23 protein-coding genes are annotated in these 23,583 nt (G+C 67.8%); 11 read left to right on the plus strand and 12 right to left on the minus strand.

All coding sequences use genetic code 11. The features are described from left to right. Positions 1-52: 52 nt before the first annotated feature. Entirely contained in the window at positions 53-1,636 is a 1,584-nt protein-coding gene (locus LZ005_RS19040) for a M48 family metalloprotease (RefSeq protein WP_237810089.1), read from the minus strand. A 73-nt stretch (positions 1,637-1,709) separates the two neighbouring features. Here LZ005_RS19040 and moaC point away from each other — a divergent pair, with 73 nt between their 5' ends. From moaC to LZ005_RS19055, 3 genes are all read left to right on the plus strand, one after another. After that, positions 1,710-2,198 carry a cyclic pyranopterin monophosphate synthase MoaC gene (gene moaC, locus LZ005_RS19045; protein ID WP_237810090.1) on the plus strand — a complete coding sequence of 163 codons (489 nt, stop codon included), beginning with the start codon at positions 1,710-1,712 and terminating at the stop codon, positions 2,196-2,198. Next, on the plus strand, positions 2,195-3,094 hold the full coding sequence (locus tag LZ005_RS19050; protein WP_237810091.1) for an alpha/beta hydrolase: 900 nt from the start codon (positions 2,195-2,197) through the stop codon (positions 3,092-3,094). Before moaC ends, LZ005_RS19050 begins: the two co-directional genes overlap by 4 nt. 96 nt (positions 3,095-3,190) lie before the next feature. Then, a complete protein-coding gene (locus tag LZ005_RS19055) occupies positions 3,191-3,898 on the plus strand; it encodes a flagellar brake protein (protein WP_237810092.1) in 708 nt (235 codons plus the stop codon). A gap of 145 nt (positions 3,899-4,043) precedes the next feature. Here LZ005_RS19055 and LZ005_RS19060 read toward each other — a convergent pair whose 3' ends face one another. From LZ005_RS19060 to recA, 10 genes are all read right to left on the minus strand, one after another. Further along, positions 4,044-4,490, minus strand: coding sequence for a pilin (locus tag LZ005_RS19060; RefSeq protein ID WP_237810093.1), 447 nt, complete (start codon positions 4,488-4,490; stop codon positions 4,044-4,046). 229 nt (positions 4,491-4,719) lie between these two features. Continuing rightward, positions 4,720-5,163, minus strand: a complete 444-nt coding sequence (locus LZ005_RS19065) for a pilin (protein WP_237810094.1) — start codon at positions 5,161-5,163, stop codon at positions 4,720-4,722. 60 nt (positions 5,164-5,223) lie between these two features. Continuing rightward, the gene (locus LZ005_RS19070) at positions 5,224-5,832 is read right to left on the minus strand and encodes an FHA domain-containing protein (RefSeq protein WP_237810095.1); all 609 of its coding nucleotides are present in this window, start codon (positions 5,830-5,832) and stop codon (positions 5,224-5,226) included. Between the two features lie 81 nt (positions 5,833-5,913). Next, entirely contained in the window at positions 5,914-6,795 is an 882-nt protein-coding gene (gene sucD / locus LZ005_RS19075) for a succinate--CoA ligase subunit alpha (protein WP_237810096.1), read from the minus strand. 15 nt (positions 6,796-6,810) lie between these two features. Then, positions 6,811-7,980, minus strand: a complete 1,170-nt coding sequence (gene sucC, locus LZ005_RS19080) for an ADP-forming succinate--CoA ligase subunit beta (RefSeq protein WP_237810097.1) — start codon at positions 7,978-7,980, stop codon at positions 6,811-6,813. Next, positions 7,977-8,597 (minus strand): DUF2889 domain-containing protein, encoded by a 621-nt coding sequence (locus tag LZ005_RS19085; protein WP_237810098.1) that lies wholly within the window; start codon positions 8,595-8,597, stop codon positions 7,977-7,979. Before LZ005_RS19085 ends, sucC begins: the two co-directional genes overlap by 4 nt. A 218-nt stretch (positions 8,598-8,815) precedes the next feature. After that, a complete protein-coding gene (locus LZ005_RS19090) occupies positions 8,816-9,307 on the minus strand; it encodes a PIN domain-containing protein (protein WP_237810099.1) in 492 nt (163 codons plus the stop codon). Then, positions 9,304-10,074, minus strand: a complete 771-nt coding sequence (locus tag LZ005_RS19095; protein ID WP_237810100.1) for a hypothetical protein — start codon at positions 10,072-10,074, stop codon at positions 9,304-9,306. The genes LZ005_RS19090 and LZ005_RS19095 overlap by 4 nt, the downstream gene beginning before the upstream one ends. Positions 10,075-10,147: 73 nt before the next feature. Continuing rightward, the gene (gene recX, locus LZ005_RS19100; protein ID WP_237810101.1) at positions 10,148-10,600 is read right to left on the minus strand and encodes a recombination regulator RecX; all 453 of its coding nucleotides are present in this window, start codon (positions 10,598-10,600) and stop codon (positions 10,148-10,150) included. Between the two features lie 30 nt (positions 10,601-10,630). Further along, positions 10,631-11,707 (minus strand): recombinase RecA, encoded by a 1,077-nt coding sequence (gene recA, locus LZ005_RS19105; RefSeq protein WP_237810131.1) that lies wholly within the window; start codon positions 11,705-11,707, stop codon positions 10,631-10,633. Positions 11,708-11,830: 123 nt separating this feature from the next. On the opposite strand from recA, the gene LZ005_RS19110 reads away from it, so the two are divergent. The 8 genes from LZ005_RS19110 to LZ005_RS19145 all read left to right on the plus strand — a co-directional run bounded on the left by LZ005_RS19110 (position 11,831) and on the right by LZ005_RS19145 (position 22,324). Continuing rightward, positions 11,831-12,511 carry a response regulator transcription factor gene (locus tag LZ005_RS19110; protein WP_237810102.1) on the plus strand — a complete coding sequence of 227 codons (681 nt, stop codon included), beginning with the start codon at positions 11,831-11,833 and terminating at the stop codon, positions 12,509-12,511. After that, entirely contained in the window at positions 12,508-14,025 is a 1,518-nt protein-coding gene (locus tag LZ005_RS19115; protein WP_373889371.1) for a sensor histidine kinase N-terminal domain-containing protein, read from the plus strand. The genes LZ005_RS19110 and LZ005_RS19115 overlap by 4 nt, the downstream gene beginning before the upstream one ends. Next, the gene (locus tag LZ005_RS19120) at positions 14,022-14,339 is read left to right on the plus strand and encodes a DUF4212 domain-containing protein (protein ID WP_237810103.1); all 318 of its coding nucleotides are present in this window, start codon (positions 14,022-14,024) and stop codon (positions 14,337-14,339) included. Before LZ005_RS19115 ends, LZ005_RS19120 begins: the two co-directional genes overlap by 4 nt. Further along, a complete protein-coding gene (locus LZ005_RS19125; RefSeq protein ID WP_237810104.1) occupies positions 14,336-16,396 on the plus strand; it encodes a sodium:solute symporter family protein in 2,061 nt (686 codons plus the stop codon). Before LZ005_RS19120 ends, LZ005_RS19125 begins: the two co-directional genes overlap by 4 nt. A 68-nt stretch (positions 16,397-16,464) precedes the next feature. Then, on the plus strand, positions 16,465-18,399 hold the full coding sequence (locus LZ005_RS19130) for a S9 family peptidase (protein WP_237810105.1): 1,935 nt from the start codon (positions 16,465-16,467) through the stop codon (positions 18,397-18,399). A gap of 43 nt (positions 18,400-18,442) precedes the next feature. Further along, the gene (locus tag LZ005_RS19135) at positions 18,443-19,648 is read left to right on the plus strand and encodes a 6-phosphofructokinase (protein WP_237810106.1); all 1,206 of its coding nucleotides are present in this window, start codon (positions 18,443-18,445) and stop codon (positions 19,646-19,648) included. Positions 19,649-19,724: 76 nt separating this feature from the next. Continuing rightward, positions 19,725-20,186 carry a (2Fe-2S)-binding protein gene (locus LZ005_RS19140; RefSeq protein WP_373889374.1) on the plus strand — a complete coding sequence of 154 codons (462 nt, stop codon included), beginning with the start codon at positions 19,725-19,727 and terminating at the stop codon, positions 20,184-20,186. Next, positions 20,183-22,324: a molybdopterin cofactor-binding domain-containing protein gene (locus LZ005_RS19145; RefSeq protein ID WP_237810107.1), complete on the plus strand. Its 2,142-nt coding sequence runs from the start codon at positions 20,183-20,185 to the stop codon at positions 22,322-22,324. Before LZ005_RS19140 ends, LZ005_RS19145 begins: the two co-directional genes overlap by 4 nt. A 145-nt stretch (positions 22,325-22,469) precedes the next feature. Here the strand turns inward: LZ005_RS19145 and purM are convergent, their stop codons facing one another. Beyond that, positions 22,470-23,513, minus strand: coding sequence for a phosphoribosylformylglycinamidine cyclo-ligase (purM, locus tag LZ005_RS19150; protein WP_237810108.1), 1,044 nt, complete (start codon positions 23,511-23,513; stop codon positions 22,470-22,472). Positions 23,514-23,583: the final 70 nt, after the last annotated feature.

The following is a 23,583-nucleotide window of genomic DNA, read 5'->3' on the forward strand; positions in this document are numbered from 1 at the left end:
TGAACTCCCCTTGTGGTGTGGAACTGCGGATGCACGCCTGCGCGGCGTGCGCTTAACCGTTTTGCTTCTTCTCTTTCATCTCTTCCTTGCGGCGCGCCAGCAGCTCACGTTCGCGCGCGTCGATGATGGCCTGATCGTAGAAGGTGGCGTCGGGCGCCTTGCGCGCCAGCGCCAGCTGATCGAGCGCGGCCATGGTGCCGCCCTGCAGCACATACGATTCGGCCAGCGACAGATGCTGGAGCGCGATCTTGCCCTGGGCCGCATAGGTCTTGGCCAGCGCGTCGTGCAGCTTCGGTTCGCTGCGGTACTGCTGCACCTGGTCGCGCAGATAGGCGGCCGCTTCCTCGTAGCGGCCATTGGCGTACAGGGCGTCGGCCAGGCGGCGCGCAATCCCGCGCGCCAGCGGGTAACGCGCATGGGCCGCGCGCGCCTCGTCCAGGGCGGCGGCCAGCACGGCCGGCGGCTGGCCCGGCGCCAGCTTCACTTCGAGCGCGGTCAGGGCGAAGATGGCGCCGGCATCGCTGTCGCTGGCGGCGGCTGAGAGCACACCCGGGCGCGGCTTGGCATAGGTGGTCTGGGCCGCGTCCAGCCACTGCTGGGCTTCGGCCAGCTGGCCGCGCTGCAGGGCCAGGCAGGCCAGGCCGTACTGGGCGGCCGTCTTCTGCTGGCGGCTTTCCTGCTGCAGCTGGGTCTCGAAGAATTTGCGCGTTTCGCTGAGGGCGGCGTCGCTCGTATCCTGCAGCACGCGCGTGCGTGCGCGCGCCAGGTGGAAGTCGATGCTGTCGGCGCGCTGGCGGTAAGGCGCCTCGCGGATGCGCGCCTGCATGTCGGCGATGCGCTCCTGGGTCAGCGGGTGGCTCAGCAGCCAGGACGGCACATCGCTGTAGACGCGCATGGCCGTCTGCAGGCGGCCGAAGAAGGCCACCATGCCCGAGGTGTCGAAACCCGAGGCCGTCATGATCTGGAAGCCGACGCGGTCGGCCTCGCGCTCGGCATCGCGCGAGAAATTGAGCTGGCGCTGGATGGCCAGGCCCTGCCCGCCCATCAGCACGCCGATCGGCACGTCGGACGCGGTCTGGCTCGAGCGCGCGGCCAGCACGGCCAGCACCATTGCCGCCAGCGGAATCAGGGCGTCCTGGCGCTGCTGGCCGAGCATGCGCGCGATGTGGCGCTGGGCCACGTGGCCGATTTCGTGCGACAGCACCGAGGCCAGTTCGGATTCATTCTGGGCCGCCAGCAGCAGGGCCGAGTGGACCGCGATGAAGCCGCCCGGCAGGGCAAACGCATTGATGGCCGGGTCGCGCACGGCGAAGAAGAAGTAGTCGAAATTGGCGTCGCCGCGCGCGCCGGGCCGCGCCGCCACCAGATTATTGCCGATCTGGTTCAGGTATTCGATCAGCACGTCGTCGTCGAGGTAGTCGCGGTCGCGCCGGATGTCGCGCATGATCTCCTCGCCCAGGCGGCGTTCGAGCACCGGGGTCAGGTCTTCGCGCGCGGCATCGCCGAGCTGAGGCAGCTCGGCTTGCTGCGGCGCGGCCGGGCCGGCCGGTGCGGCCAAGGCCAGGCTCGACAGCGTCGCCCAGCCCAGCAGGGCCAGGGCGCGGCGGACGGCACGGAGGACGGGATCAGTGAGCACGGTGCTATGATACCTGCAGCCGCGCACAATGCCAGTCCCGGCCGCGCCTCCCTCACAGTTTGTTACAGCTTTCATGAGTTCCGCCGACACCCTCACCCACTTCGATGCCGCCGGCCAGGCCCATATGGTCGACGTCGGCGCCAAGGCCGACACCGCCCGCGTGGCCGTGGCCGCCGGTTCGATCCGCATGCTGCCGGCCACGCTGGCCCACATCACCCAAGGCACGGCCAAAAAGGGCGACGTGCTCGGCATCGCGCGCATCGCCGCCATCATGGCCGCCAAGCGCACCAGCGACCTGATTCCCCTGTGCCACCCGCTGGCCCTGACGCGCGTGGCGGTCGACTTCGAGGTCGATGACGCCCTGCCCGGCGTGCACTGCCGCGCCCAGGTCGAAACCTATGGCAAGACCGGGGTCGAAATGGAAGCGCTGACGGCCGTGCAGGTCGGCCTGCTGACCATCTACGACATGTGCAAGGCGGTCGACCGCGGCATGCTGATGACGAATGTGCGCGTGCTCGAAAAGCACGGCGGCAAATCGGGCGACTGGGTGGCCGCGGTATGAGCCGGCAGCGCCGCCAACTGCTGCTGGCCCTGCTGGCGGCGCCGCTGGCGCGCGCGGCCGGTCTGCCCCAGGTCGGCGTGGGCCGGATCGAGCGCCTGGCCGATTTCCCCTCGCGCCATGTGCCGGCGCGCCATATCGACGTCTGGCTGCCGCCCGGGCACGACGGACAGCGCCCGCTGCGCGTGCTCTACATGCACGACGGGCAGATGCTGTTCGATGCGCGCAGCACCTGGAACGGCCAGTCCTGGCAGGTGGCCGATACCCTGGCGCGCCTGATCGCCAGCAGCGCCGTGGCGCCGACCATGGTGGTTGGCATCTGGAACAAGGACGGCCTGCGCACGGCCGAATATTTTCCCCAGCGCGCACTCGACTACCTGCCGCCGGCCCTGCGCGACACGGCCGTGCGCGAGCGCCTGGGCGGCGCGCCCCAGGCCGACGCCTATCTGCGCTTTCTGGTCGAGGAACTCAAGCCGGCCATCGACGCGCGCTACCCGACCCGCGCCGGACGGGCCGACACCGCCATCATGGGCTCGAGCATGGGCGGCCTGATTTCGCTCTACGCGCTGTGCGAATACCCGCAGGTGTTCGGCGGCGCGGCCGGCCTGTCGACCCACTGGACCGGCCTGATGACCCAGAACGCGAGCGTGCCCCTGGCCCTGTTCCGCTACCTGCAGACCCATCTGCCCGATCCGGCCAGCCACCGGCTCTATCTCGACACCGGCGACCAGACGCTCGACGCGCTCTACCCGCCGCATCAGGACTGGGTCGACCTGCTAGTGCGCGAGGCCGGCTATGGCGCAGCGAATTTCCGCTCGTGCCGATTCCCCGGCGCCGCCCATCTCGAAACGGCCTGGGCGGCCCGGCTGGAGGAACCGCTGCGTTTCCTGCTTGCCTGAAGTATTTACATCTTTGTCACTGGCGATACTCGACACCTTGTCACAAAAGCAGTAGTCTTATGCTTATCGGCAAGATTCGGAATCAAAAAAACAAGGATGAGCAAACCCTCTCCCGAAGCGCAGCCGCAACCCTTCGAATTTGATGCCATGAATTTGCAGGTGGGCGGGCGCCTGCAATTTCTCACGCACCGGACGATCAAGCCCGTCCAATACTTTTCCTCACTGATTGGTTATGTGCGGGATGAGTACCTGATCGTCAAGACGCCGTTCGAGAACGGCGCCCCGATCGGCCTGAACGAAGGCGAGAAGCTGACCATCCGCGTGTTCACGGGCGTGAACGTGTGCAGTTTCACCTGCACGGTGCTGCGCGCGTTTCCGCGCCCGATCAATTACGTGCACCTGAGCTTCCCCGACCAGATCCAGGGCACCAGCCTGCGCGCCGCCGTGCGCGTCAAGGTCGACATTCCGGCCCAGGTAACGGGCTCGCGCGCCTTCGCCACCTGCAATGTCTTCATCGTCAATCTGTCGGTATCGGGGGCGCTGATCGAGTCGCCGCGCAAGCTGTCCGAGCTGGACAAGCAGATCAATCTGTCCTTCACCCTGCTGACCCAGCCGGGCAATCTCCAGGTGCGGGTCACTACCAAGGCGGCCGTGCGCAATGCCGGCGTGGTCGAGGACCGGCCCGACAGCGAGCCGATCTACACCTATGGCGTGCAATTCCTCGGCCTCGAGCCATCCCACTACACGCTGCTGCAGAACCTCACCTACGAAGCCCTGATCTCCGACCGCGCCAAGATCGTCTGAGCGCCCCGAGAAAAAATGGGGTCAGACCCCATTTATCCGATCGGAAAAATGGGGTCTGACCCCGATTTATCTGTGGAGCAAAAAAAACCGCCCGGCAGGCGGGCGGTTTCTGGTGGCGGCCAGCGTAGGCTGGCCAGGGGCGCGATTAGGTACCCGTGCAGACGCTGGTCGGGCCGGCGTATTTCTGCAGAGCCTGAGTACCGCAGGACCAGGTGCCGGTGGCGCCGATGGCACGGGTCAGGGTGATGGTCTTCGAAGCGACCGAAGCGGGGCCGCCGTTGATCGTGCAGGTGATGGTGGCAGCCGTGGTGGTGCCGTCGCCAGCGACCGCAATGGTCGAGCAGTTGGTGGTGGCAGCAGCCAGGCCGGTGGCGGCCAGGGTCGGTGCCGAACCATCGTTCAGCGCGGTTTCCACGCCGGTTTTGCCGCCGGAGATTTCCGCCAGAGCCGAGGCCCATTTCGATTTGGCCACATAGTCCTGGTAGGCCGGGATAGCCACGGCAGCCAGGATACCAATGATGGCAACCACGATCATCAGTTCAATCAGGGTAAAGCCGGCTTGGGCTTTCTTGATCATCTTCATCGATTTCATGTCAATCTCCAGTAAGGGTGAAAAAGCGTTACCGCTCTTCCCATGTAGCAATCGGCGTGCCAACCCCTCCAGCCCGCATGCACGGACACTTTTTGTCCCTGAATTGACAAAAACTGTCAGACACTTGCTGCAATCTTAGGCAGGCGCAAAACGCGCTGACAAAATTCCGCATCTGCGCTGCAAAAAAAAACGGCCCCCGCAGGGGCCGCTGGTGTTGGGCAGCGCGCACTCAGGTGCCGACGCAGGCCTCGGGCTTGCCCGCATACTTCTGCGCCACCGTGCTGGCGCAGGACCAGGTGCCGGTGTCGCCGGCCGAACGGGTCAGGGTGATCGTGTGGTTCTTCACCGTGTCGGGGCCGACCTTGATCGTGCACTCGATGATGTTGACGCCGGTGCCTGTATTGTCGCCAGTCACGGTGATGTCGCAACTGTCGGTCGGGGTGCGCAGCCCGATGTTGTTGATGTCGGGAACATCGCCATTATTCAGGGTGGCCTCGACCCCGATCTTGCCGCCCGAGATCTCGGCCAGGGCGGCCGCGAAGCGCGACTTGGCCACGTAGTCCTGATAGGCCGGAATCGCCACCGATGCCAGGATGCCGATGATGGCAACCACGATCATCAGCTCGATCAGGGTAAAGCCGCGCGCCAGGCGCCGGCGGGGGATTCGCTTCATGGCATAGCTCCTCGGGTCATTCGATGTGCGTTCAATAAGCAACCTGCGTGCCAAGCGGGCTCAGGCAGGCGCCGGCTCGAAGCGCATGCGCGTGCCGCCCAGATCGAGCGTGTCGCCCGGCGTCAATACACAGGCGCTCTGGCGCGCCATCGGCTTGCCGTTCAGCTGGGGCACGCTGTCGCCGTCGATATGCGCGACCGTGTAGCCGGCCGGCCCGCGCGTGACGACCACCACCAGCACGCCGGGCCGGCCAAGCGTGGTCAGCGGCTTATTCAGCAGCAGGGTCTTGCCGGCATTGGCGCCGTTCTCGACGCGGATCTGGCCGAGCGGCGGCGCCGGCGTGGCGGCGGCCGTGGCCGGGACCGGCGCAGCGGCGCGCCGCGGACCCGGGCGGAACGCGATCTGGTACTTGGCCACCGTGATCTGGTCGCCCGCGTTCAGCACATGCTTGAGGATCCGCTGGCCATTGACGAAGGTGCCATTGGTCGAATCGAGGTCCTCGAGAAAAGCGTCATCGAGAATGCAGGTAAACACGCAGTGGCGCGCCGACACGGCCCGGTGCTCGAGCACGATGTCATTGCTCGGATGGCGCCCGAGCGTCATGCGCTCGCGCACCAACTCGACTTCCTGGACGGGCTGGCCGTCGCGCGTGATCAGAATTGTCGCCACCGGGTCTCCTGCCGCGCTGAAAAAAACAAGGGGAGCACGCGGCTCCCCTCATTATTCAACAGCTTGCAGCCGTTTTACAAATTACAGCATGGCTTTCAGCAGACGCGCCATTTCGGACGGGTTCTTGGTGACCGTGATGCCGCAGGCTTCCATGATTTCCAGCTTGGCCTGGGCGGTGTCGGCACCGCCCGAGATCAGCGCGCCGGCGTGGCCCATGCGCTTGCCCGGGGGCGCGGTGACGCCGGCGATGAAGCCGACCACCGGTTTCTTCATATTGTCCTTGATCCAGTAGGCGGCGTTGGCCTCGTCCGGACCGCCGATCTCGCCGATCATGATGACGGCGTCCGTATCCGGATCGTCGTTGAACATCTTCATCACGTCGATGTGCTTGAGACCGTTGATCGGGTCGCCACCGATACCGACGGCCGAGGACTGGCCGAGGCCGAGGGCGGTCAGCTGCGCCACGGCTTCATAGGTCAGCGTGCCCGAACGCGATACCACGCCGATGCGGCCCTTGCGGTGGATGTGGCCCGGCATGATGCCGATCTTGATTTCGTCGGGGGTGATCAGACCCGGGCAGTTCGGACCCAGCAGCAGGGTCTTGGAACCGGCCTTGGCCATGCGGTCCTTGACTTCCATCATGTCACGCACGGGGATGCCTTCGGTGATGCAGATGGCCAGATCGAGTTCGGCTTCGACGGCTTCCCAGATGGCGGCCGCGGCGCCGGCGGGCGGCACGTAGATGACCGACACGGTGGCGCCGGTCTGGGCCTTGGCTTCCTTGACGGTCGCGTAGATGGGGATGCCTTCGAAGTCTTCGCCGGCCTTCTTCGGGTTCACGCCGGCGACGAAGCATTCCTTGCCGTTCGCGTAGTCGCGGCACATGCGGGTGTGGAACTGGCCGGTCTTGCCGGTGATACCTTGGGTGATGACTTTGGTGTCTTTGTTGATCAGAATCGACATGGTGTTTCCTTCACATTAGGCTTGGCCAGCGGCGGCTTGCACGACCAGCTTGGCAGCGTCTTCCATCGTATCGGCGGAGATGATGGGCAGGCCCGAGTCGGCCAGCATCTTCTTCCCCAGATCTTCATTGGTGCCCTTCATGCGCACCACCAGCGGCACGCCCAGGGACACGGCCTTGGAGGCGGTGATCACGCCTTCGGCAATCACGTCGCAGCGCATGATGCCGCCGAAGATGTTGACCAGAATGGCTTTCAGGCCCGGGTTTTTCAGCATGATCTTGAAGGCTTCGGTCACCTTCTCGGCCGTGGCTCCACCGCCGACGTCGAGGAAGTTGGCCGGCTCGCCGCCGAACAGCTTGATGGTGTCCATGGTGGCCATGGCCAGACCGGCGCCGTTGACCAGGCAGCCGATATTACCGTCGAGCGAGATATAGGCCAGATCGAATTTCGAGGCTTCGACTTCGGCCGGATCTTCCTCATCGAGGTCGCGGTAGGCGACGATTTCCGGATGACGGAACAGGGCGTTGGCGTCGAAGTTGAACTTGGCGTCGAGGGCGATGACTTTGCCGTCGCCGGTCAGGATCAGGGGGTTGATTTCGGCCAGCGAGGCGTCGGTCTCCCAGTAGGCTTTGTACAGGCCCTGCAGATTGGCGCGCGCAGCGGCAATCGAGGCGGCCGGCACGCCGATCTTGGCGGCGATGTCGTCGGCGTCGGCGTCGGTCAGGCCCACGCTCGGGTCGATCGTCACCTTGTGGATTTTTTCCGGATGGGTGGCGGCGACTTCTTCAATGTCCATGCCGCCTTCGCTCGAGGCCATCAGCACCACGCGCTGGCTGACACGGTCGGTCACCATCGAGACATACAGTTCCTTCTGGATGTCGGCGCCTTCTTCGATCAGCAGACGGCGCACTTTCTGGCCTTCCGGACCGGTCTGGTGGGTGACGAGCTGCATGCCCATGATCTGGTTGGCATAGTCTTTCACCTGCTCGAGCGACTTGGCGACTTTCACGCCACCGCCCTTGCCGCGGCCGCCGGCATGGATCTGGGCCTTGACCACCCAGACCGGACCGCCCAGCGTTTCAGCCGCTTTGACGGCCTCGTCCACGGACATGCACGGGATCCCGCGCGGGACCGTCACTCCGTACTTCCGGAGGATTTCTTTGCCTTGATACTCATGGATTTTCATGCTGGCTTCCCTTCTTGAAACTGATAAATGGATGAATCGGACGAAGTTTGCAGCGCGCCAGGCGCGACGGCCCAACGCGGGTAGAACCGGGCCACGCCGGGACCATCGGTCCGCAGGGCATGGCATTTATCCAGTTGAAACGGCTGATGCGGCAGACCATCATCGTGCTCGCCATCGCGCGTTTTCAGCACGTCGTTGGCGAAGGCCTGGATGGCCGCCGTTGGCAACACCTGGGCCAATTCCGTCAGGTGCGTACACCCGAGCACGCCGGACAGGCGCTCCTTCACGCCCTGGCGAAAACCGCGCATCAGCGACAGGCCGACCAGCTGCTGGTAGGCCGGGCCGATGCGCTCGCAATAGCCGGGGTAAGGCACCGCATCCGAGCTGGCCTCGGCCGCGCGCACCACAAAGTCGGTGTCGATGGTCAGGCGCAGATGCAGATCGTGCAGGTTGGAATGGGCAGGCCGCGTCCCGCTCGCGAGCGTCACGTCGAAGGACTTCACATCGCGCAGACACGCTTCCAGATCCCACAGGCCGTCCTCACGCTGGAAGGCGAGTACCTGAATGGAGCGCGTGTGCCGCAATGCGCGTCGGGCGACTGGGGCGGACAGGGGCATAAATCGATGCCGGGATGCGGCGTTTAGGGGTTTGCAGCCGGTGTGCCTTGTGCACGTTGCCGCAGTTTCTACGGCAACTACCGCTCCTGCGGCGCTGCTTAAACGCACTAAGTTTACCACAGCTCAGAGCGCTTCATGCACACGCGGCCAACTCTTACCCGGGAGAAACGCTTTCGGTGATATCTCACAAGAATCACTTGCGCCAGGCTTATAACGCCCTAGAAATCGAGGCTGCGCTGGCCGTCGGGGCGCAGGGCCTCGGGTGCGTAGCCGTGGCTCAAGAGGACGGTGCGCACCTGGGACTGGCCGGCCAGGCGCAGGCGCTCCCCGTAATGATAGAGCGTATTCGCGTCCTCGGTCAGGATCAGGGGAATGCCTTCGTGCTCGGCCTGGGCCAGCAGCTTGATGTCGCCGCGCACGGGGACCGGCGCGCCCTCGTCCTCGCCGTCCTGGGCGGCCAGGGCCTGGCTCAGGCGGCCCGACAGGATCGCGTGCGGGATATTGAAGGGCAGCGGACGGAAGTTTTTCAGCGGCAGGTCGGTCAGTTGCTGGCGCGTCGAGATCTCGTCGGCCACGATGGCCGACAGGTACATCGGAATCGCCGCTTCCAGCATCTGGCGGTAGTACTGGCGCGCCACCGTATGGGCGGCACGCTGGCGGTCGAACAGACAGATCAGGAAGCTCGTGTCGAGCAGCACGGCCGGCTTCATGCCTGCGCCCCGCGCAGCTGGTCGACCCAGTCGGCCGCCTTGCCGATGCCCTGCCAGGCGGCCGTGCCGCGCGCGACCATGCGTTCGAACTCGGCCTCGTCAAAGGCCGGCTGGTGCGAGGCAAAGGCCAGCAGACGCACCTGGCGCAGTTCGCCGGTGATCAGGTTTTCCTCGGCGCTCACGTGCAGCAGGGCCGGCCGGTACAGGCGGTTCTGCTCGTCGCGCGCGAGCGCCTCGTGGCTGGCGTGCACGGTCAGCAGGCCACCGCCTTCCAGTTCCAGGTGGATATTGGCCTTGTTTTTGCCGCCGATGTCGATGATGCGGCCGTGCAGGTATTTGTCGACATACACCCAGACGTCATCGGTTTTCGACAGATGGGTGCGCGCATCGACGCGCAGGCGCGCGGCCCCGCTGCCGTCGTCGATCGCATAGCGGCGCTGCGGCTGCTGCTTGACGGCCGCCTGCCAGCGCTCGAGCACGGCGGCGCGGCGCGCGTCGATCAGATGCAGGGTGTCGGGGCTGGCCAGAAAGGCCAGGTCGCTCCACAGGCTGGCGGCGGGGCCGAGCCCGGCGCAGTGGAGCACCAGGGCGCCGCCGTCCTGGTCGAGCTGCAGGGCCACCTGGGCCAGATCGAGCTCGCGGCTGCTGCCCTTGAGGAAATCGGCGACGTCGCGCTGGAATTCCAGCAGCAGTGCAAACGGCAAGGCGCTCTGGCCTTCGTCCAGGCCGGACTGGCGCTCGCTGATGGCAAACCGCAGTTGGTCCATGGACCGGCTCCCGCTCTTGTCAAGATGTACAGCTATCTTAGGTCAGAAGCACGGCAAAAGTCACGCGAGGGTTTCAGTCTTCGTCGATCGGACCCTGCACGGCGCGCCGGATCGCGCTCGAGGAGAAGCCGCGCGCCATCAGGTAGCGCACCTGCTTCTGGCGCGCCGCCGGGTCGCTGGCGACCGCGCCGAAGCGGCGCTGCCACAGGGCGCAGGCGCGCGCCACCTCGGACTCGGCCAGCTCGGCCTTGACCTCCTGCAGGGCCGCGCCCTGCACGCCATGGGCGCTGAGTTCGGCCAGAATCAGGGCATTGCCCGCGCGCGCGGCGCGCCGGTGCACGAGCGACTCGGTAAAGCGCTCCTGCGACAGCCACTGATTGGCTTCGAGCGTATCGAGCAGGGCCTCGAGATTATCGTCCTCGCCGACATAGCGGGCGAGCTTGCGCGCGAGTTCCAGACGGCTGTACTCGCGTTGGGAGAGGTACCGCAGGGCACGCGCCTTTAAGCTGGGTTGAGGAGCTGGCATGGCACGGTCCTGCGGTGTGAGGAGACGGACTTAGTCGACAGCCTTGAGCTTGGCGGCCGGCTCCGGCTTGTCGCCGGCGATCGGGGGCAGTTCGCGCACGCCGAGGGCGGCACGGACTTTGTTTTCGATTTCGCGCGCCAGGGCCGGGCGCTCTTTCAGGAAGGTGCGCGCATTGTCCTTGCCCTGACCGATACGCTCGCCGTTGTAGCTGTACCAGGAGCCGGACTTTTCGACGATGCGGTGCTCGGAGCCGAGGTCGAGGATTTCGCCCTCGCGCGAGGTGCCTTCCCCGTACAGGATGTCGAAGTGGGCTTCCTTGAACGGCGGCGCGATCTTGTTCTTGACGACCTTGACCTTGGTTTCCGAACCGATCACCTCGTCGCCCGATTTGATCGAGCCGGTGCGGCGGATGTCCAGACGCACGGAGGCGTAGAACTTCAGGGCATTGCCGCCGGTGGTGGTTTCGGGCGAGCCGAACATCACGCCGATCTTCATGCGGATCTGATTGATGAAGATGACCAGGGTATTGGTGCGGTTGATGGTGCCGGTCAGCTTGCGCAGGGCCTGGGACATCAGGCGGGCCTGCAGGCCGGGCAGGGCGTCGCCCATGTCGCCTTCGATTTCGGCGCGCGGGGTCAGGGCCGCCACCGAGTCGACCACGATCAGGTCGACCGAGCCGGAACGCACCAGGGCGTCGCAGATTTCGAGCGCCTGTTCACCGGTGTCGGGCTGGGAAATCAGCAGTTCGGACAGGTTGATGCCGAGCTTCTGGGCATAGGTGACGTCGAGCGCGTGCTCGGCGTCGATGAAGGCGCAGGTGCCGCCCATGCGCTGCATCTGGGCGATGGTCTGCAGGGTCAGCGTGGTTTTACCCGAGGACTCGGGACCGTAGATTTCGACCACGCGGCCGCGCGGCAGACCGCCGACGCCGAGCGCGATGTCGAGGCCGAGGGAACCGGTGGAGACGGTCTGGACTTCCTCGACCGGCTCGCTGCCATCCATGCGCATGACCGAGCCTTTGCCGAATTGTTTCTCGATCTGGGCCAGGGCGGCGGCCAGGGCTTTGGCTTTTTCGGCGGCGGGGACTGCGGCTTTTTTGTCGTCGATCATGGTCTTTACCTTTGCATGGAAGGGGTACAGGCGATACTGTATAAACAAACAGTAGTTTTGGCAAGCGCTTTCTTTTTGATGTTGCTCAAAACGGTTCTGCGCCCCAGAATACGCTCCACCATGCGTATTCTACTTGCCGAAGACGATAGCGTGCTGGCCGACGGCCTGACGCGCTCCCTGCGCCAGTCAGGTTACGCCATCGATTCCGTGGCCGACGGCCAGGAAGCCGACGCCGCCCTGTCGACCCAGGAGTTCGACCTCTTGATTCTGGACCTGGGCCTGCCGCGCCTGGCCGGTCTGGACGTGCTGCGCCGCCTGCGCGCGCGCGGCTCCACCCTGCCCGTGCTGATTCTGACCGCCGCCGATTCGATCGAGCAGCGCGTGACCGGCCTCGACCTCGGGGCCGACGACTACATGGCCAAGCCCTTCGCCCTGTCCGAACTGGAGGCGCGCGTGCGCGCCCTGACCCGGCGCGGCGCCGGCGGCGGCCCCACCGTGATCCGCCACGGTCCGCTGTCCTACGACCAGGTCGGACGCAGCGCCTACATCAACGAGCAGATGCTCGACCTGTCGGCGCGCGAACTGGGCCTGCTCGAGATTCTGCTGGCGCGCACCGGGCGCCTGGTGTCGAAGGAGCAGCTGGTCGACCACCTGTGCGAGTGGGGCGAGGAAGTCAGCAACAACGCGATCGAGGTGTATGTGCACCGCCTGCGCAAGAAAATCGAGGTGGGCGGGATCCGCATCGCCACCGTGCGCGGCCTCGGCTACTGCCTCGAGAAATTCAGCGACACCCCGAAGTGAACGAACGCGACGCCGGTCTGGTGGAGGCGGAGGCGCCGCGGCGCGATCCGCTGCTGTACGTGCCGCCGCCGGCCGACAGCGAGGCCGCCATCCAGCACTCGCTGTTCGGCGAGATCCTCGACTGGATGCTGGCCCCGCTGCTGCTGCTGTGGCCGATGTCGATCGCGATCACCTACCTGGTCGCCAAGTCGATCGCCAACCAGCCCTTCGACCACGCGCTCGAGGACAGCGTCACCGTGCTGGCCCAGCAGATCAAGGAAGTCGACGGCCATATCGTGGCGCGCCTGAACGGCTCGGCGCGCGACATCCTGCGCGCCGACGACGTCGACACCGTCTACTTCCAGGTGCTCGGCCCGCGCGGCGAATTCATCGACGGCGACCGCGAGCTGCCGCTGCCGCTCGACGAGGAGCGCCGCACGGGCGTGATCCAGTTCCGCGACGACAGCCTGCGCGCCACCCCGATCCGCGTGGCCTACCAGTATGTGGTGCTGCACCCGAGCGCCGCGCCCGACGAAACCAAGGCCGTGCTGGTGCAGGTGGCCGAAACCCTGGACAAGCGCGGCCAGCTGGCCAACAGCATCATCAAGGGCGTGATCCTGCCCCAGTTCATCATCCTGCCGGTGATCCTGGCCCTGGTCTGGCTGGCCCTGGCGCGCGGCCTGTCGCCGCTGGCCGAGCTGCAGGCGCGCATCCGCGCGCGCCGCCCCGACGACCTGTCGCCGATCGACGCGCGCCAGGTGCCGGAGGAGATCTCGCCCCTGGTCGGCTCGCTCAATGAGATGCTGGACCGGCTGTCGCAGTCGATCGACATGCAAAAGCGCTTCATCGCCGACGCCGCCCACCAGATGAAGACCCCGCTGGCCGGCATGCGCATGCAGTCCGAACTGGCGCTGCGCCAGGAGAACGTGGACGAGATCCACCGCTCGCTCGAACAGCTGGCCAAGAGTTCGGAGTCGGCCACGCGCCTGGTCAACCAGCTGCTGGCCCTGGCGCGCGCCGAGAACCAGCCGCAGGCCGGCCTGTCGCTGCACCGGCTCGACCTGGCCGAGATCGCGCGCCAGACCGTGCTGGACTGGGTGCCGGCCTCGTTCAACAATGGCATCGACCTCGGCTTCGAGGACAGCGGCGCCGCCCTGCTCATCGACGGCCACCCGCTGATGCTGCGCGAGCTGCTGTCGAACCTGATCGACAATGCGCTGCGCTACACGCCGCGCGGCGGCAGCGTCACCGTGCGCGTGCGCGAGGGCGCCGACGGTCCCCTGCTCGAAGTCGAGGACACCGGCCCCGGCATCGCCGCCGCCGAACGCAGCAAGGTGTTCGAGCGCTTCTACCGCATCCTCGGCCACAGCACGCCCGGCTCCGGCCTGGGCCTGGCCATCGTGCGCGAGATCGCCCAGCAGCACGGCGCCGAGATCGACCTGTTTTCCAACCCGCGCGCGCCCAACCCCAAGCTGCCCGGCTGCCTGTTCCGCCTGAGCTTTCCGCGCCCGGCCGCGCCCGAGAGTCCCGCATGAACGCGCCCCCGCCGCCCGCCGCGCCGCCGCGCCCGGCCCGTCCCGATCCGGTCCTGGTGGCCGCCGTGCTGGCGCGCCGCGCGCGCCACTGGCAGCGCGTGCGCCGCCTCAGCTTTGGCCTGCTCGCCGTGTGGCTGCTGGCCACGGTCGGTACGGTCTGGTTCGCGCGCGAGCTGCAAGGCATCACCCTGTTCGGCTGGCCGCTGTCCTTCTATTTCGCGGCCCAGGGCGCGGCCCTGGTCTACCTGATCCTGATCGGCGTGTACGCGCTGGCCATGCGCCGCCTGGACGCGCTCGGACGCGAGGACACATGAGCCGCCTGACCTATGCCCAGCGCCTGGCGCGCTACTACCTGGCCTACACGGCCTGCTTCGCCGGCTTCCTGGCGGCCCTGTTCATGCTCGAACGCGAAGGCATGCCGCGCCAGTGGATCGGCTATCTGTTCATGGCCGCCACCATCGGCCTGTACGCCACCATCGGCGTGATCAGCCGCACCGGCAATGTGTCCGAGTACTACGTGGCCGGGCGGCGCGTGCCGGCCTTCTTCAATGGCATGGCCACGGCGGCCGACTGGATCAGCGCGGCGTCCTTCATCTCGCTGGCCGGGGGCCTGTATGCCTACGGCTTCGACGGCCTGGCCTACATCATGGGCTGGACCGGCGGCTATGTGCTGGTGGCCCTGCTGATCGGCCCCTATCTGCGCAAGTTCGCCCAGTACACGATCCCCGATTTTCTCGGCGTGCGCTATGGCGGCGGCTCGGGCGGCGCCCACCATCTGGTGCGCATGATGGCCGTCGGCGCCACCATCATCGTCTGCTTCACCTACGTGGTGGCGCAGATCTACGCGGTCGGCCTGATCGCCTCGCGCTTCACCGGCGTCGATTTCTCGGTCGGCGTGTTCCTCGGCCTGGCCTCGATCCTGGTCTGCTCCTTCCTCGGCGGGATGCGCGCCATCACCTGGACCCAGGTGGCCCAGTACATCATCATCGTGGTGGCCTTCCTGCTGCCGACCATGTGGCTGTCGGCCAAGCACACGGGCAATCCCCTGCCCCAGGTCGCGTATGGCAGCCTGCTGCCGCAGCTGGCCGCGCGCGAGGCCGAACTGGCGCTGGCCCCGCGCGAGGAGCAGGTGCGCACGATCTACCGCAACCGCGCCGAGGAACTCGGCCAGCGCATCGCCCGCCTGCCCGCCTCGTGGGAGCAGGGCCGGCTCGAGGTCCAGCGCCGGCTCGACCACGTGCGCCAGCATAATGGCTCGCTGGTCGACATCCGGCGCGCCGAGCGCGAGCTGCTGGCCTACCCGAAAAGCGCCGAGGAAGCGGCCAGCAGCTGGCGCGAAGCCCAGGCCCTGCTGCTCGGACGCGCCCAGCCGCCGCAGCCGCATGCCCAGCCGTTCGCCGCGCCCGACCGGGCCGGCTCAGACATCCGGCGCAATAACTTCCTGGCCCTGGTGCTGTGCCTGATGCTGGGCACGGCCGCGCTGCCGCATATCCTGATGCGCTCCTACACCACGCCCTCGGTGGCGGAAACCCGGGTGTCGGTGTTCTGGACCCTGTTCTTCATCCTGCTGATTTATCTGTGCATTCCGGCCCTGGCCGTGCTGGTCAAGTTCGACCTCTACACCCAGCTGGTCGGCAGTCCCTTCGCCGAGCTGCCCGGCTGGGTCAACTACTGGGCCAATGTGGACAAGGCCGCGCCCCTGATCAGCGTGGCCGACGTCAACGGCGACGGCATCATCCAGCTGGCCGAAATCGCCATCGACACCGACGTGCTGGTGCTGGCCACGCCCGAAATCGGCGGGCTGCCGTATGTGATCTCGGGTCTGGTGGCGGCCGGCGGCCTGGCCGCCGCCCTGTCCACCGCCGACGGCCTGCTGCTGGCCATTTCGAATGCGCTCTCGCACGACATCTACTTCAAGATCGTCGATCCGCAGGCCTCGACCCAGAAGCGGGTGACCATCTCCAAGCTGCTGCTGCTGGGCGTGGCCTTCATCGCCGCGTATGTCGCCTCGCAGCGCCCGGCCGACATCCTGTCGCTGGTCGGGGTGGCCTTCTCGCTGGCCGCCTCGACCCTGTTCCCGGCCCTGGTGCTGGGCGTGTTCTGGCGCCGCGCCAACCGCGCCGGGGCCGTGGCCGGCATGCTGGCCGGCTTTCTCACCTGCCTTTGGTATCTGCTGCACACCCTGCCCCAGCTGGGCGGCAGCGCGGCCAACCAGTGGTTCCACATCGCCCCGATCTCGGCCGGGATCTTCGGCGTGCCGGCCGGGCTGCTGGCCCTGGTCGTGGTCAGCCTGCTGACGGTGCCGCCCGACCGCAACACCGACGCCCTGGTCGACTACCTGCGCGCGCCCGAAGGCGAACGTCTACCCTGAGCCACACTGGGGTAGCCAAAGCGGTGGGGGCCGCGTAGAGTCATGCTTTCACTTTTATACACATTGCCATGACCCGAAGCCTTCTGCTGGCCCTGGCCGCCAGCCTGCTGTTGCCCTCCGCCCTGGCCGCGCCGCTGCCGGCCGCCGCCGTGTTCAGCCCGCCCCAGGTCGGCCAGGCCGCGCTCTCGCCCGATGGGCGGCGCGTGGCCCTGCGCGTGCTGTCGGCCCAGGGGGTGGACCAGCTGGCCGTGATCGAACTCGACAGCGACAAGCGCAGCATCATCGCCAGCGACCCGGGCGCCGACGTCACCCAGTTCGCCTGGGTCGGCCCGCAGCGCCTGCTGTTTCGCTTCGGCGAGCGGCGTGTGCGCCCGCTGCAGGCGCCGAACCTGACCTTCGGCTGGTATGGCGTCGACGCCGACGGCAACAACCGCGCCGACCTTTCGGGAAACTACCGCGCCAGCCTGGAGAAGGCGCTGCCCAGCAGCGCCCTGCCGCTGCTGCGCGCCACCGCGCTCGACGGCCAGCGCTTCTGGGCGCTGCAGACCATGAGCGACCGCGACGGCCGCCCCAGCTATGCTAACCTGCTGCAGACCGAGGTGGCGAGTGGACGCTACCGCGCCTATGCCCACAATCTGGGCCAGGTGCGCCAGTGGCTGATCGACGCCAAGGGCGAGCCGCGCCTGGCCGTCAGCCGCGCCGACGGCCAGGACAGCCTGCAGCTGCGCGAGGGCGCCAGCGAGCAGTGGCGCGTGCTGGCGCGCTGGCCGAGCAATCAGCCGACCCAGGCCATCCTGCCGGCCTTCGGCGCGCCCGACGGCAGCCTGTATGTGACGGCCACGCGCGGCGGCGACAAGCGCGCGCTGTACCGGCTCGACCCGGCCAGCGGCCAGCTGGCGGCCGAGGCCACGGTTGAACTGAGCGACTACGATTTCAGCGGCGAACCGATCTTCTACCAGGGCCGCCTGGCCGGGCTGCGCTACAGCGCCGCCGCGCCCGACACCGCCTGGTTCCTGCCCGAGCTGCGCGGCCTGCAGGAGCGCGTCGACGGCCTGCTGCGCTCGACCACCAATGAGCTGTCGCTGCCGCAGACGGGCGACGCGCCGTATGTGCTGGTGCGCGCCTTCTCCGGCACCCAGCCCGAGGCCTGGCTGATCTTCGACCGCGTCAGCGGCAAGCTGCGCCCGCTCGGCGCCAGCCGCCCGGCCCTCGACGTGAAAAGTCTGGCCGAGCCGGAACTGGTCAGCATCCGCGCGCGCGACGGCCTGGCCGTACCGGCCTGGCTGCACCGTCCGCACGGCGCCAAGGGCAAGCTGCCGCTGGTGCTGCTGCTGACCGATGGCCCGTTCGCCCCGCGCCAGGAATACGGCTTCCAGCCCGAAGCCCAGTATCTGGCCAGCCGCGGCTATGCGGTGCTGCAGCCGCAGCTGCGCGGACGCAACGGCCTCGGTCAGCGCCATTTCGCGGCCGGTCTCGGCCAGCTCGGGCGCGCCACCCTCGACGATGTGCTCGACAGCGTGCGCTGGGCCGTGGCCGAAGGCCTGGCCGCCGCCGACAAGATCTGCGTGGTCGGCCAGCGCAGCGGCGGCTATCTGGCCGTGCTGAGCGCGCTGCAGGACAAGGCCCGGCCGGCCTGCGTGGCCGAGCTCAACGGCAGCCTCAGCTATGAAAATACCTACGCGCGCGGCCTGCCGCTGCTGCTGGCCACGCCGGCCGGCTACGAAGCCTTCGAAGTCGAGCAGGCCTACGGCCCGGCCGCCAGCCTGCCGAGCGTGCTGGCGAGCGCGCCGCGCGCCCCGGTACTGAGCCTGCACGGGATCGAGGAATCGCCGCTGGTCCAGCGCAATATGAACCAGCTGCAGGAGGCCGGCCGCGCCCAGCAGCTGGCCATGGACCAGTATCTGTACGAGGACGAAGGCAACATCCTGCGCAATCCGGCCCACCTGATCGACGCCTGGGAACGCATCGCCGCCTTCCTCGCGCGCCATCTGGGCCAGCCCTGAGCGGCTCGTGTAGGATAGGGGCCAAGCATTCACAGGAGGCCCCATGGCAGCAAGGATTCTGGTAGCACAGGGAGGCGGCCCGACCGCCGTGATCAACCAGTCGCTGGTCGGGGTGGTGCAGGAAGCGCGCCGCCACGGCCTGAGCGTGTATGGGGCCGTGCACGGCGTGCGCGGCATCCTCAACGAAGACCTGCTCGACCTGAGCCAGGAGACGACGGCCCAGCTCGAGCGGGTGGCGGCCACGCCCGCCTCGGCGCTCGGTTCCACGCGCGACAAGCCCGATGCCGCCTACTGCGCCCAGATCCTGGCGGTGCTGCAGGCGCACCAGATCAGCCAGTTCTACTACATCGGCGGCAACGACTCGTCCGACACGGTGCGCATCGTGGCCGAGCAGGCCGCCGCCGCCGGCTATCCGCTGCGCGCCATCCACATCCCGAAAACCATCGACAACGACCTGGTCGGCAACGACCACACGCCCGGCTATCCATCGGCCGCGCGCTTCGTCGCCCAGGCCTTCGCCGGCGCCGATCTCGACAACGCCGCCCTGCCCGGCGTGTATGTCGGCGTCGTCATGGGCCGCCATGCCGGCTTCCTGACGGCCGCTGCGGCCGGCCTGCAGCAGCATCCGGACCAGGGGCCGCACCTGGTCTACCTGCCCGAGCGCACCTTCGACACGGCGCGCTTCCTGGCCGACGTGCAGGCCGTCTACAGCCGCCTCGGGCGCTGCGTGATCGCCGTCTCGGAAGGCATCCACGATGCCAGCGGCGCGCCGATCATCACCCAGCTGTCGAGCCAGGTCGAACGCGACGCCCACGGCAATGTGCAGCTGTCGGGCACCGGGGCGCTGGCCGATCTGCTGTGCGACACCATCAAGGCCAAGCTCGGCATCAAGCGCGTGCGCGGCGACACCTTCGGCTATCTGCAGCGCAGCTTCCTCGGCTGCGTGTCCGAGGTCGACCAGCGCGAAGCGCGCGAGGTCGGCGAGCGCGCCGTCCAGTTCGCGCAGGGCGGGGCCGAGCGCGGCTCGGTGGCCTTGCGCCGCACGGGCGACTACTGCAGCGAGATCGTGCTGCAGCCGCTCGAGGCGGTAGCCGCCAAGACGCGCGTGATGGAGGATGCGCTGATCAATGCCGAAGGCAACCACGTGACCGAAGCCTTCCGCGCCTATCTGCGTCCGCTGCTGGGCAGCGCCCTGCCCGAGCGCGCCGGCCTGCGCGCCCCGCGCCTGCCCAAACTGCTGGCCCGCTGAGGCCGCGCGGGCGGTGTTAACGTTTGCTTAATCTAGGGCGGTAAGCTTAGGCGGCATTCCCTTTTCGGAGAATGCCGTGACCACCCGCTTCACCCTCAATGGCCAGCCGCGCAGCGTCGAGGCCGCGCCCGACATGCCCCTGCTGTGGGTCCTGCGCGACCTGCTGCAGCTGACCGGTACCAAATTCGGCTGCGGCGCCGGCCTGTGCGGCGCCTGCACGATCCACCTTGACGGTGAGCCCGTGCGCGCCTGCAGCACGCCGCTGGCGGCGGCCGCCGGCAAGCGTGTGCGCACCATCGAAGGCCTGGCCGAGGGCACCCGCCTGCACCCGGTCCAGCAGGCCTGGAAGGACTGCAATGTGGCCCAGTGCGGCTACTGCCAGGCCGGCCAGATCATGAGCGCCGTGGCCCTGCTCGAGCGCCATCCGCAGCCGACGCCGGAGCAGATCACGGCCGCCATGGACGGCAATCTGTGCCGCTGCGGCAGCTATCCGCGTGTGCTGGCCGCCATCGCGCGCGCCGCCGGAGGCAGCGCATGAAGCGGCGCGCCTTTCTGCAATTGCTGGGCGCCAGCGGCGGCGGTCTGCTGCTCTCGGCCAAGGCGGCCCCGGCCGGTCTGGATGTCGGCTACTACCTGCGCATCTGGCCCGACAACAGCATGCTGTTTACCTTCACCCATTTCGAGATGGGCCAGGGCGTGGCCACCGCCATGGCCCTGGTGTTTGCCGAGACGCTCGGCGTACGCCTCGACCAGCTGAAGGTGGCGCCGGTCGCCTCCACCGCCGACGGCCGCTACACGCTGGGCGGCACCGGCGGCAGCAATACCATCAAGAACCAGTACCAGCCGCTGCGGCGCGGCGCCACCCTGGCGCGCCAGGCCCTGCTGGCCGCCGCGGCCGAACGCTTTGGCCAGCCGGCCGCCACGCTGCAGGTGGCCGAGGGCCAGGTGCGCGATCCGGCCAGCGGCCGCGCGGCCAGCTTTGGCGAACTGGCCGAGCGCGCCGTGGCCCTGGCCGCGCCGCCCGCCACGGCGGCCGAATTCGAGCAGCGCAAGCCGGAGCTGGCGCCCGCCGGCGCCCCTTCGGCCGGCGCGCCGAATGTGTATGCCGACGCGATCGTGCGCGGACAGCATCCGTATGGGCTCGACAGGCGCCTGCCCGGCATGCTGGTGGCGGTGCTGGCGCGCAGCCCGCGCCACCGCGGCCGCCTGCTGCGCTTTGACGCCAGCCGCGCGCTCGCGATCCCCGGGGTCAAGGCCGTGTTCCGCATCGACGGCGCGCACGAAGCCCAGCGCGGCGTGGCCGCCCCTGCCACCCGCTTTTCGACCCAGGACGCGGTGGCGGTCCTGGCCGAGAACAGCTGGGCCGCCCTGCGCGGGCGCGAGGCCCTGCAGGTCGAGTGGGAAGCGCCGGCCGTGCGCGCCGGCGGCGAGGACACGGCCAGCTGGTCGCAGCATCTGGACGATCGCCTGGCCAGCGCGCAGCCGCTGCTGGAACGCGGCGCCGCGGTCAGCGGGTCGAGCCTGGAAGCGCGCTACGACTATCCGTTTCAGGCCCATCTGTGCATGGAGCCGATGAATGCCGTCGCCCACCATCAGGGCACGCGCGCCGAGGTCTGGGTCGGGGCGCAATCGCCGGGCTGGTGGCGCGACCACCTGAGCACCCTGTTTGGCATCCCGGTGACGATCTATCCGCAGTTTGCCGGCGGCGCCTTCGGCCGCCGCTACTACATGGACACGGCGCTCGAAGCCCTGCGCGTGTCGGCGGCGGCCGGCAATCTGCCGGTGCAGGTGCTGTGGACGCGCAGCGACGACATCCGCCACGACCACGTGCACCCGCACAGCCGCCAGGCCTACCGCGCCCAGCTCGACGGCCAGGGCCGGCTGGCCAGTTTCGCGCATACCGAGACACGCGCCTACTTTGGCGACGCCAGCGGCGAGATCCCGTGGTTCGCGTATGACAGCGCGCACTACCGCTACGCGTTTGCCGAATGCCAGAGCAGCAGCCCGCTGCAGGGCGGCGCCTGGCGCTCGGTGGTGGCCAATGCCTGGGCCTTTGGGCAGGAATGCTTCATCGACGAACTGGCGGCGCTGGCGCAGCAGGACCCGCTCCAGTTCCGCCTGCGCCAGATGGCCAGCGGCGCGCCCCAGGCGGCCGGGCGCCGCTATCAGGTCGACCAGCAGCGCCAGCGGCGCGTGCTCGAAGCGGTGGCGCGCCTGTCCGGCTGGGCCAGCAGCAGCGTGCGCGGACGCGGCATCGCCGCCTATCCGTATCTGCACGGCGACAGCTACTGCGCGATGGTGGTGGAAGTGGCGCGGCGCGATGGCGCCTGGCGCATCACGCGCGTGGTGGCCGCCGTCGATTGCGGGCGCGTCATCAATCCGGACGGAGCGCGCCAGCAGATCGAAGGGGGCATCATCTGGGGCCTGAGCGCGGCCCTGCATGGCGGGCTGCAGCTGCGCGCGGGGGCCGTGGTCAACAGCAATTTTCACGACACGCCGATGCTGCGCCTGCACGAGACGCCTGAGCGCATCGAGGTGCATTTCGTCGGCAGTCCCGAGGCGCCGCCGACCGGCCTGGGCGAGATTGCCCCGCCGGTCGTGGTGCCGGCGCTGGCCAATGCCCTGTACGCGGCGACCGGCGTACGCCAGCGCCAGCTACCGCTGACGCTGGACTAGAAACGGAACGGTGTCAGGTCCGGCAATCGGACATCTGAGAACTTTCTTCCCCTGCTGCTGTCACGCGCGATGTGCGACAACGGCGGCGAGCGGAAGTTCTCAAATGTCCGATTGCCGGACCTGACACCGTTTGGGATGTACGGGTTTAGCTGACGGTGGTCTGGGCTTCGCCTTCGGCGCGGGCGCGGATGGTGCCGATCCGGTAGACGGTCTCGCCAGCGGCCTTGAGCTGGGCTTCGGCGGCCGCGGCGTTCTCGGCCGAGACGATCACGCACATGCCGATGCCGCAGTTGAACACGCGGTGCATCTCGGCGTCGGCCACGCCGCCATGCTGCTGCAGCCACTGGAACAGCGGCGGCAGCGGCCAGCTGTCTTTGTCCAGTGCGGCGGTCAGGCCGGCGCCCAGCACGCGCGGGATGTTCTCGACCAGGCCGCCGCCGGTGATGTGCACCATGCCCTTGACTTCGAGCGTGTCCATCAGCGCCAGCAGGGGCTTGACGTAGATGCGGGTCGGCGCCATCAGCACGTCGCGCAGCGGACGGCCGTGAAAGTCGGCGTCGAGGTCGGGCTTGGCCACGGAAATGATCTTGCGCACCAGCGAATAACCGTTCGAGTGCGCGCCCGAGGACGCCAGGCCGAGCACCACGTCGCCCGGCACGATCTTGCTGCCGTCGATGATCTTGCTCTTTTCCACGGCGCCGACGGCGAAGCCGGCCAGATCGTACTCGCCATCCGGATACATGCTCGGCATCTCGGCCGTCTCGCCGCCGATCAGGGCGCAGCCCGCGATCTCGCAGCCTTGGGCAATGCCCTTGATGACGTCGGTCGCTTGCGGCACATTCAGCTTGCCGCAGGCGAAGTAGTCGAGGAAGAACAGGGGCTCGGCGCCCTGCACCAGGATGTCGTTGACGCTCATGGCCACCAGGTCGATGCCGACCGTGTCGTGCTGGTTCAGCTCGAAAGCGAGCTTGAGCTTGGTGCCGACGCCGTCGGTACCGGACACCAGCACCGGCTCTTTGTACTTCTTGCTCACTTCGAACAGGGCGCCGAAGCCGCCGATTCCGCCCATCACGCCGTCGCGCAGGGTGCGCTTGGCAAAGGGTTTGATCGCTTCGACCAGGGCGTCGCCGGCGTCGATATCGACCCCGGCGTCACGATAGGACAGGGAGACAGGCGTGGATTGGCTCATGGTGTGCTCGCCGCTGAAGGCGGTAAAATAAGGAACGTTAGCCCTCTATTTTAACAAAACAGCCCGCCCT

This window comes from Massilia sp. TS11 (assembly GCF_022012445.1).
In the GTDB taxonomy this organism is placed as follows: Bacteria; Pseudomonadota; Gammaproteobacteria; order Burkholderiales; family Burkholderiaceae_D; genus Telluria.

Bases quoted from the DNA above. Each gene is read 5' to 3' on its own strand.
- moaC (WP_237810090.1), top strand. From the start codon at position 1,710: ATGAGTTCCGCCGACACCCTCACCCACTTCGATGCCGCCGGCCAGGCC.
- LZ005_RS19050 (WP_237810091.1), top strand. From the start codon at position 2,195: ATGAGCCGGCAGCGCCGCCAACTGCTGCTGGCCCTGCTGGCGGCGCCG.
- LZ005_RS19055 (WP_237810092.1), top strand. From the start codon at position 3,191: ATGAGCAAACCCTCTCCCGAAGCGCAGCCGCAACCCTTCGAATTTGAT.
- LZ005_RS19060 (WP_237810093.1), bottom strand. From the start codon at position 4,490: ATGAAATCGATGAAGATGATCAAGAAAGCCCAAGCCGGCTTTACCCTG.
- LZ005_RS19065 (WP_237810094.1), bottom strand. From the start codon at position 5,163: ATGAAGCGAATCCCCCGCCGGCGCCTGGCGCGCGGCTTTACCCTGATC.
- sucD (WP_237810096.1), bottom strand. From the start codon at position 6,795: ATGTCGATTCTGATCAACAAAGACACCAAAGTCATCACCCAAGGTATC.
- sucC (WP_237810097.1), bottom strand. From the start codon at position 7,980: ATGAAAATCCATGAGTATCAAGGCAAAGAAATCCTCCGGAAGTACGGA.
- LZ005_RS19085 (WP_237810098.1), bottom strand. From the start codon at position 8,597: ATGCCCCTGTCCGCCCCAGTCGCCCGACGCGCATTGCGGCACACGCGC.
- LZ005_RS19090 (WP_237810099.1), bottom strand. From the start codon at position 9,307: ATGAAGCCGGCCGTGCTGCTCGACACGAGCTTCCTGATCTGTCTGTTC.
- LZ005_RS19095 (WP_237810100.1), bottom strand. From the start codon at position 10,074: ATGGACCAACTGCGGTTTGCCATCAGCGAGCGCCAGTCCGGCCTGGAC.
- recX (WP_237810101.1), bottom strand. From the start codon at position 10,600: ATGCCAGCTCCTCAACCCAGCTTAAAGGCGCGTGCCCTGCGGTACCTC.
- LZ005_RS19110 (WP_237810102.1), top strand. From the start codon at position 11,831: ATGCGTATTCTACTTGCCGAAGACGATAGCGTGCTGGCCGACGGCCTG.
- LZ005_RS19120 (WP_237810103.1), top strand. From the start codon at position 14,022: ATGAACGCGCCCCCGCCGCCCGCCGCGCCGCCGCGCCCGGCCCGTCCC.
- LZ005_RS19125 (WP_237810104.1), top strand. From the start codon at position 14,336: ATGAGCCGCCTGACCTATGCCCAGCGCCTGGCGCGCTACTACCTGGCC.
- LZ005_RS19130 (WP_237810105.1), top strand. From the start codon at position 16,465: ATGACCCGAAGCCTTCTGCTGGCCCTGGCCGCCAGCCTGCTGTTGCCC.
- LZ005_RS19135 (WP_237810106.1), top strand. From the start codon at position 18,443: ATGGCAGCAAGGATTCTGGTAGCACAGGGAGGCGGCCCGACCGCCGTG.
- LZ005_RS19145 (WP_237810107.1), top strand. From the start codon at position 20,183: ATGAAGCGGCGCGCCTTTCTGCAATTGCTGGGCGCCAGCGGCGGCGGT.
- purM (WP_237810108.1), bottom strand. From the start codon at position 23,513: ATGAGCCAATCCACGCCTGTCTCCCTGTCCTATCGTGACGCCGGGGTC.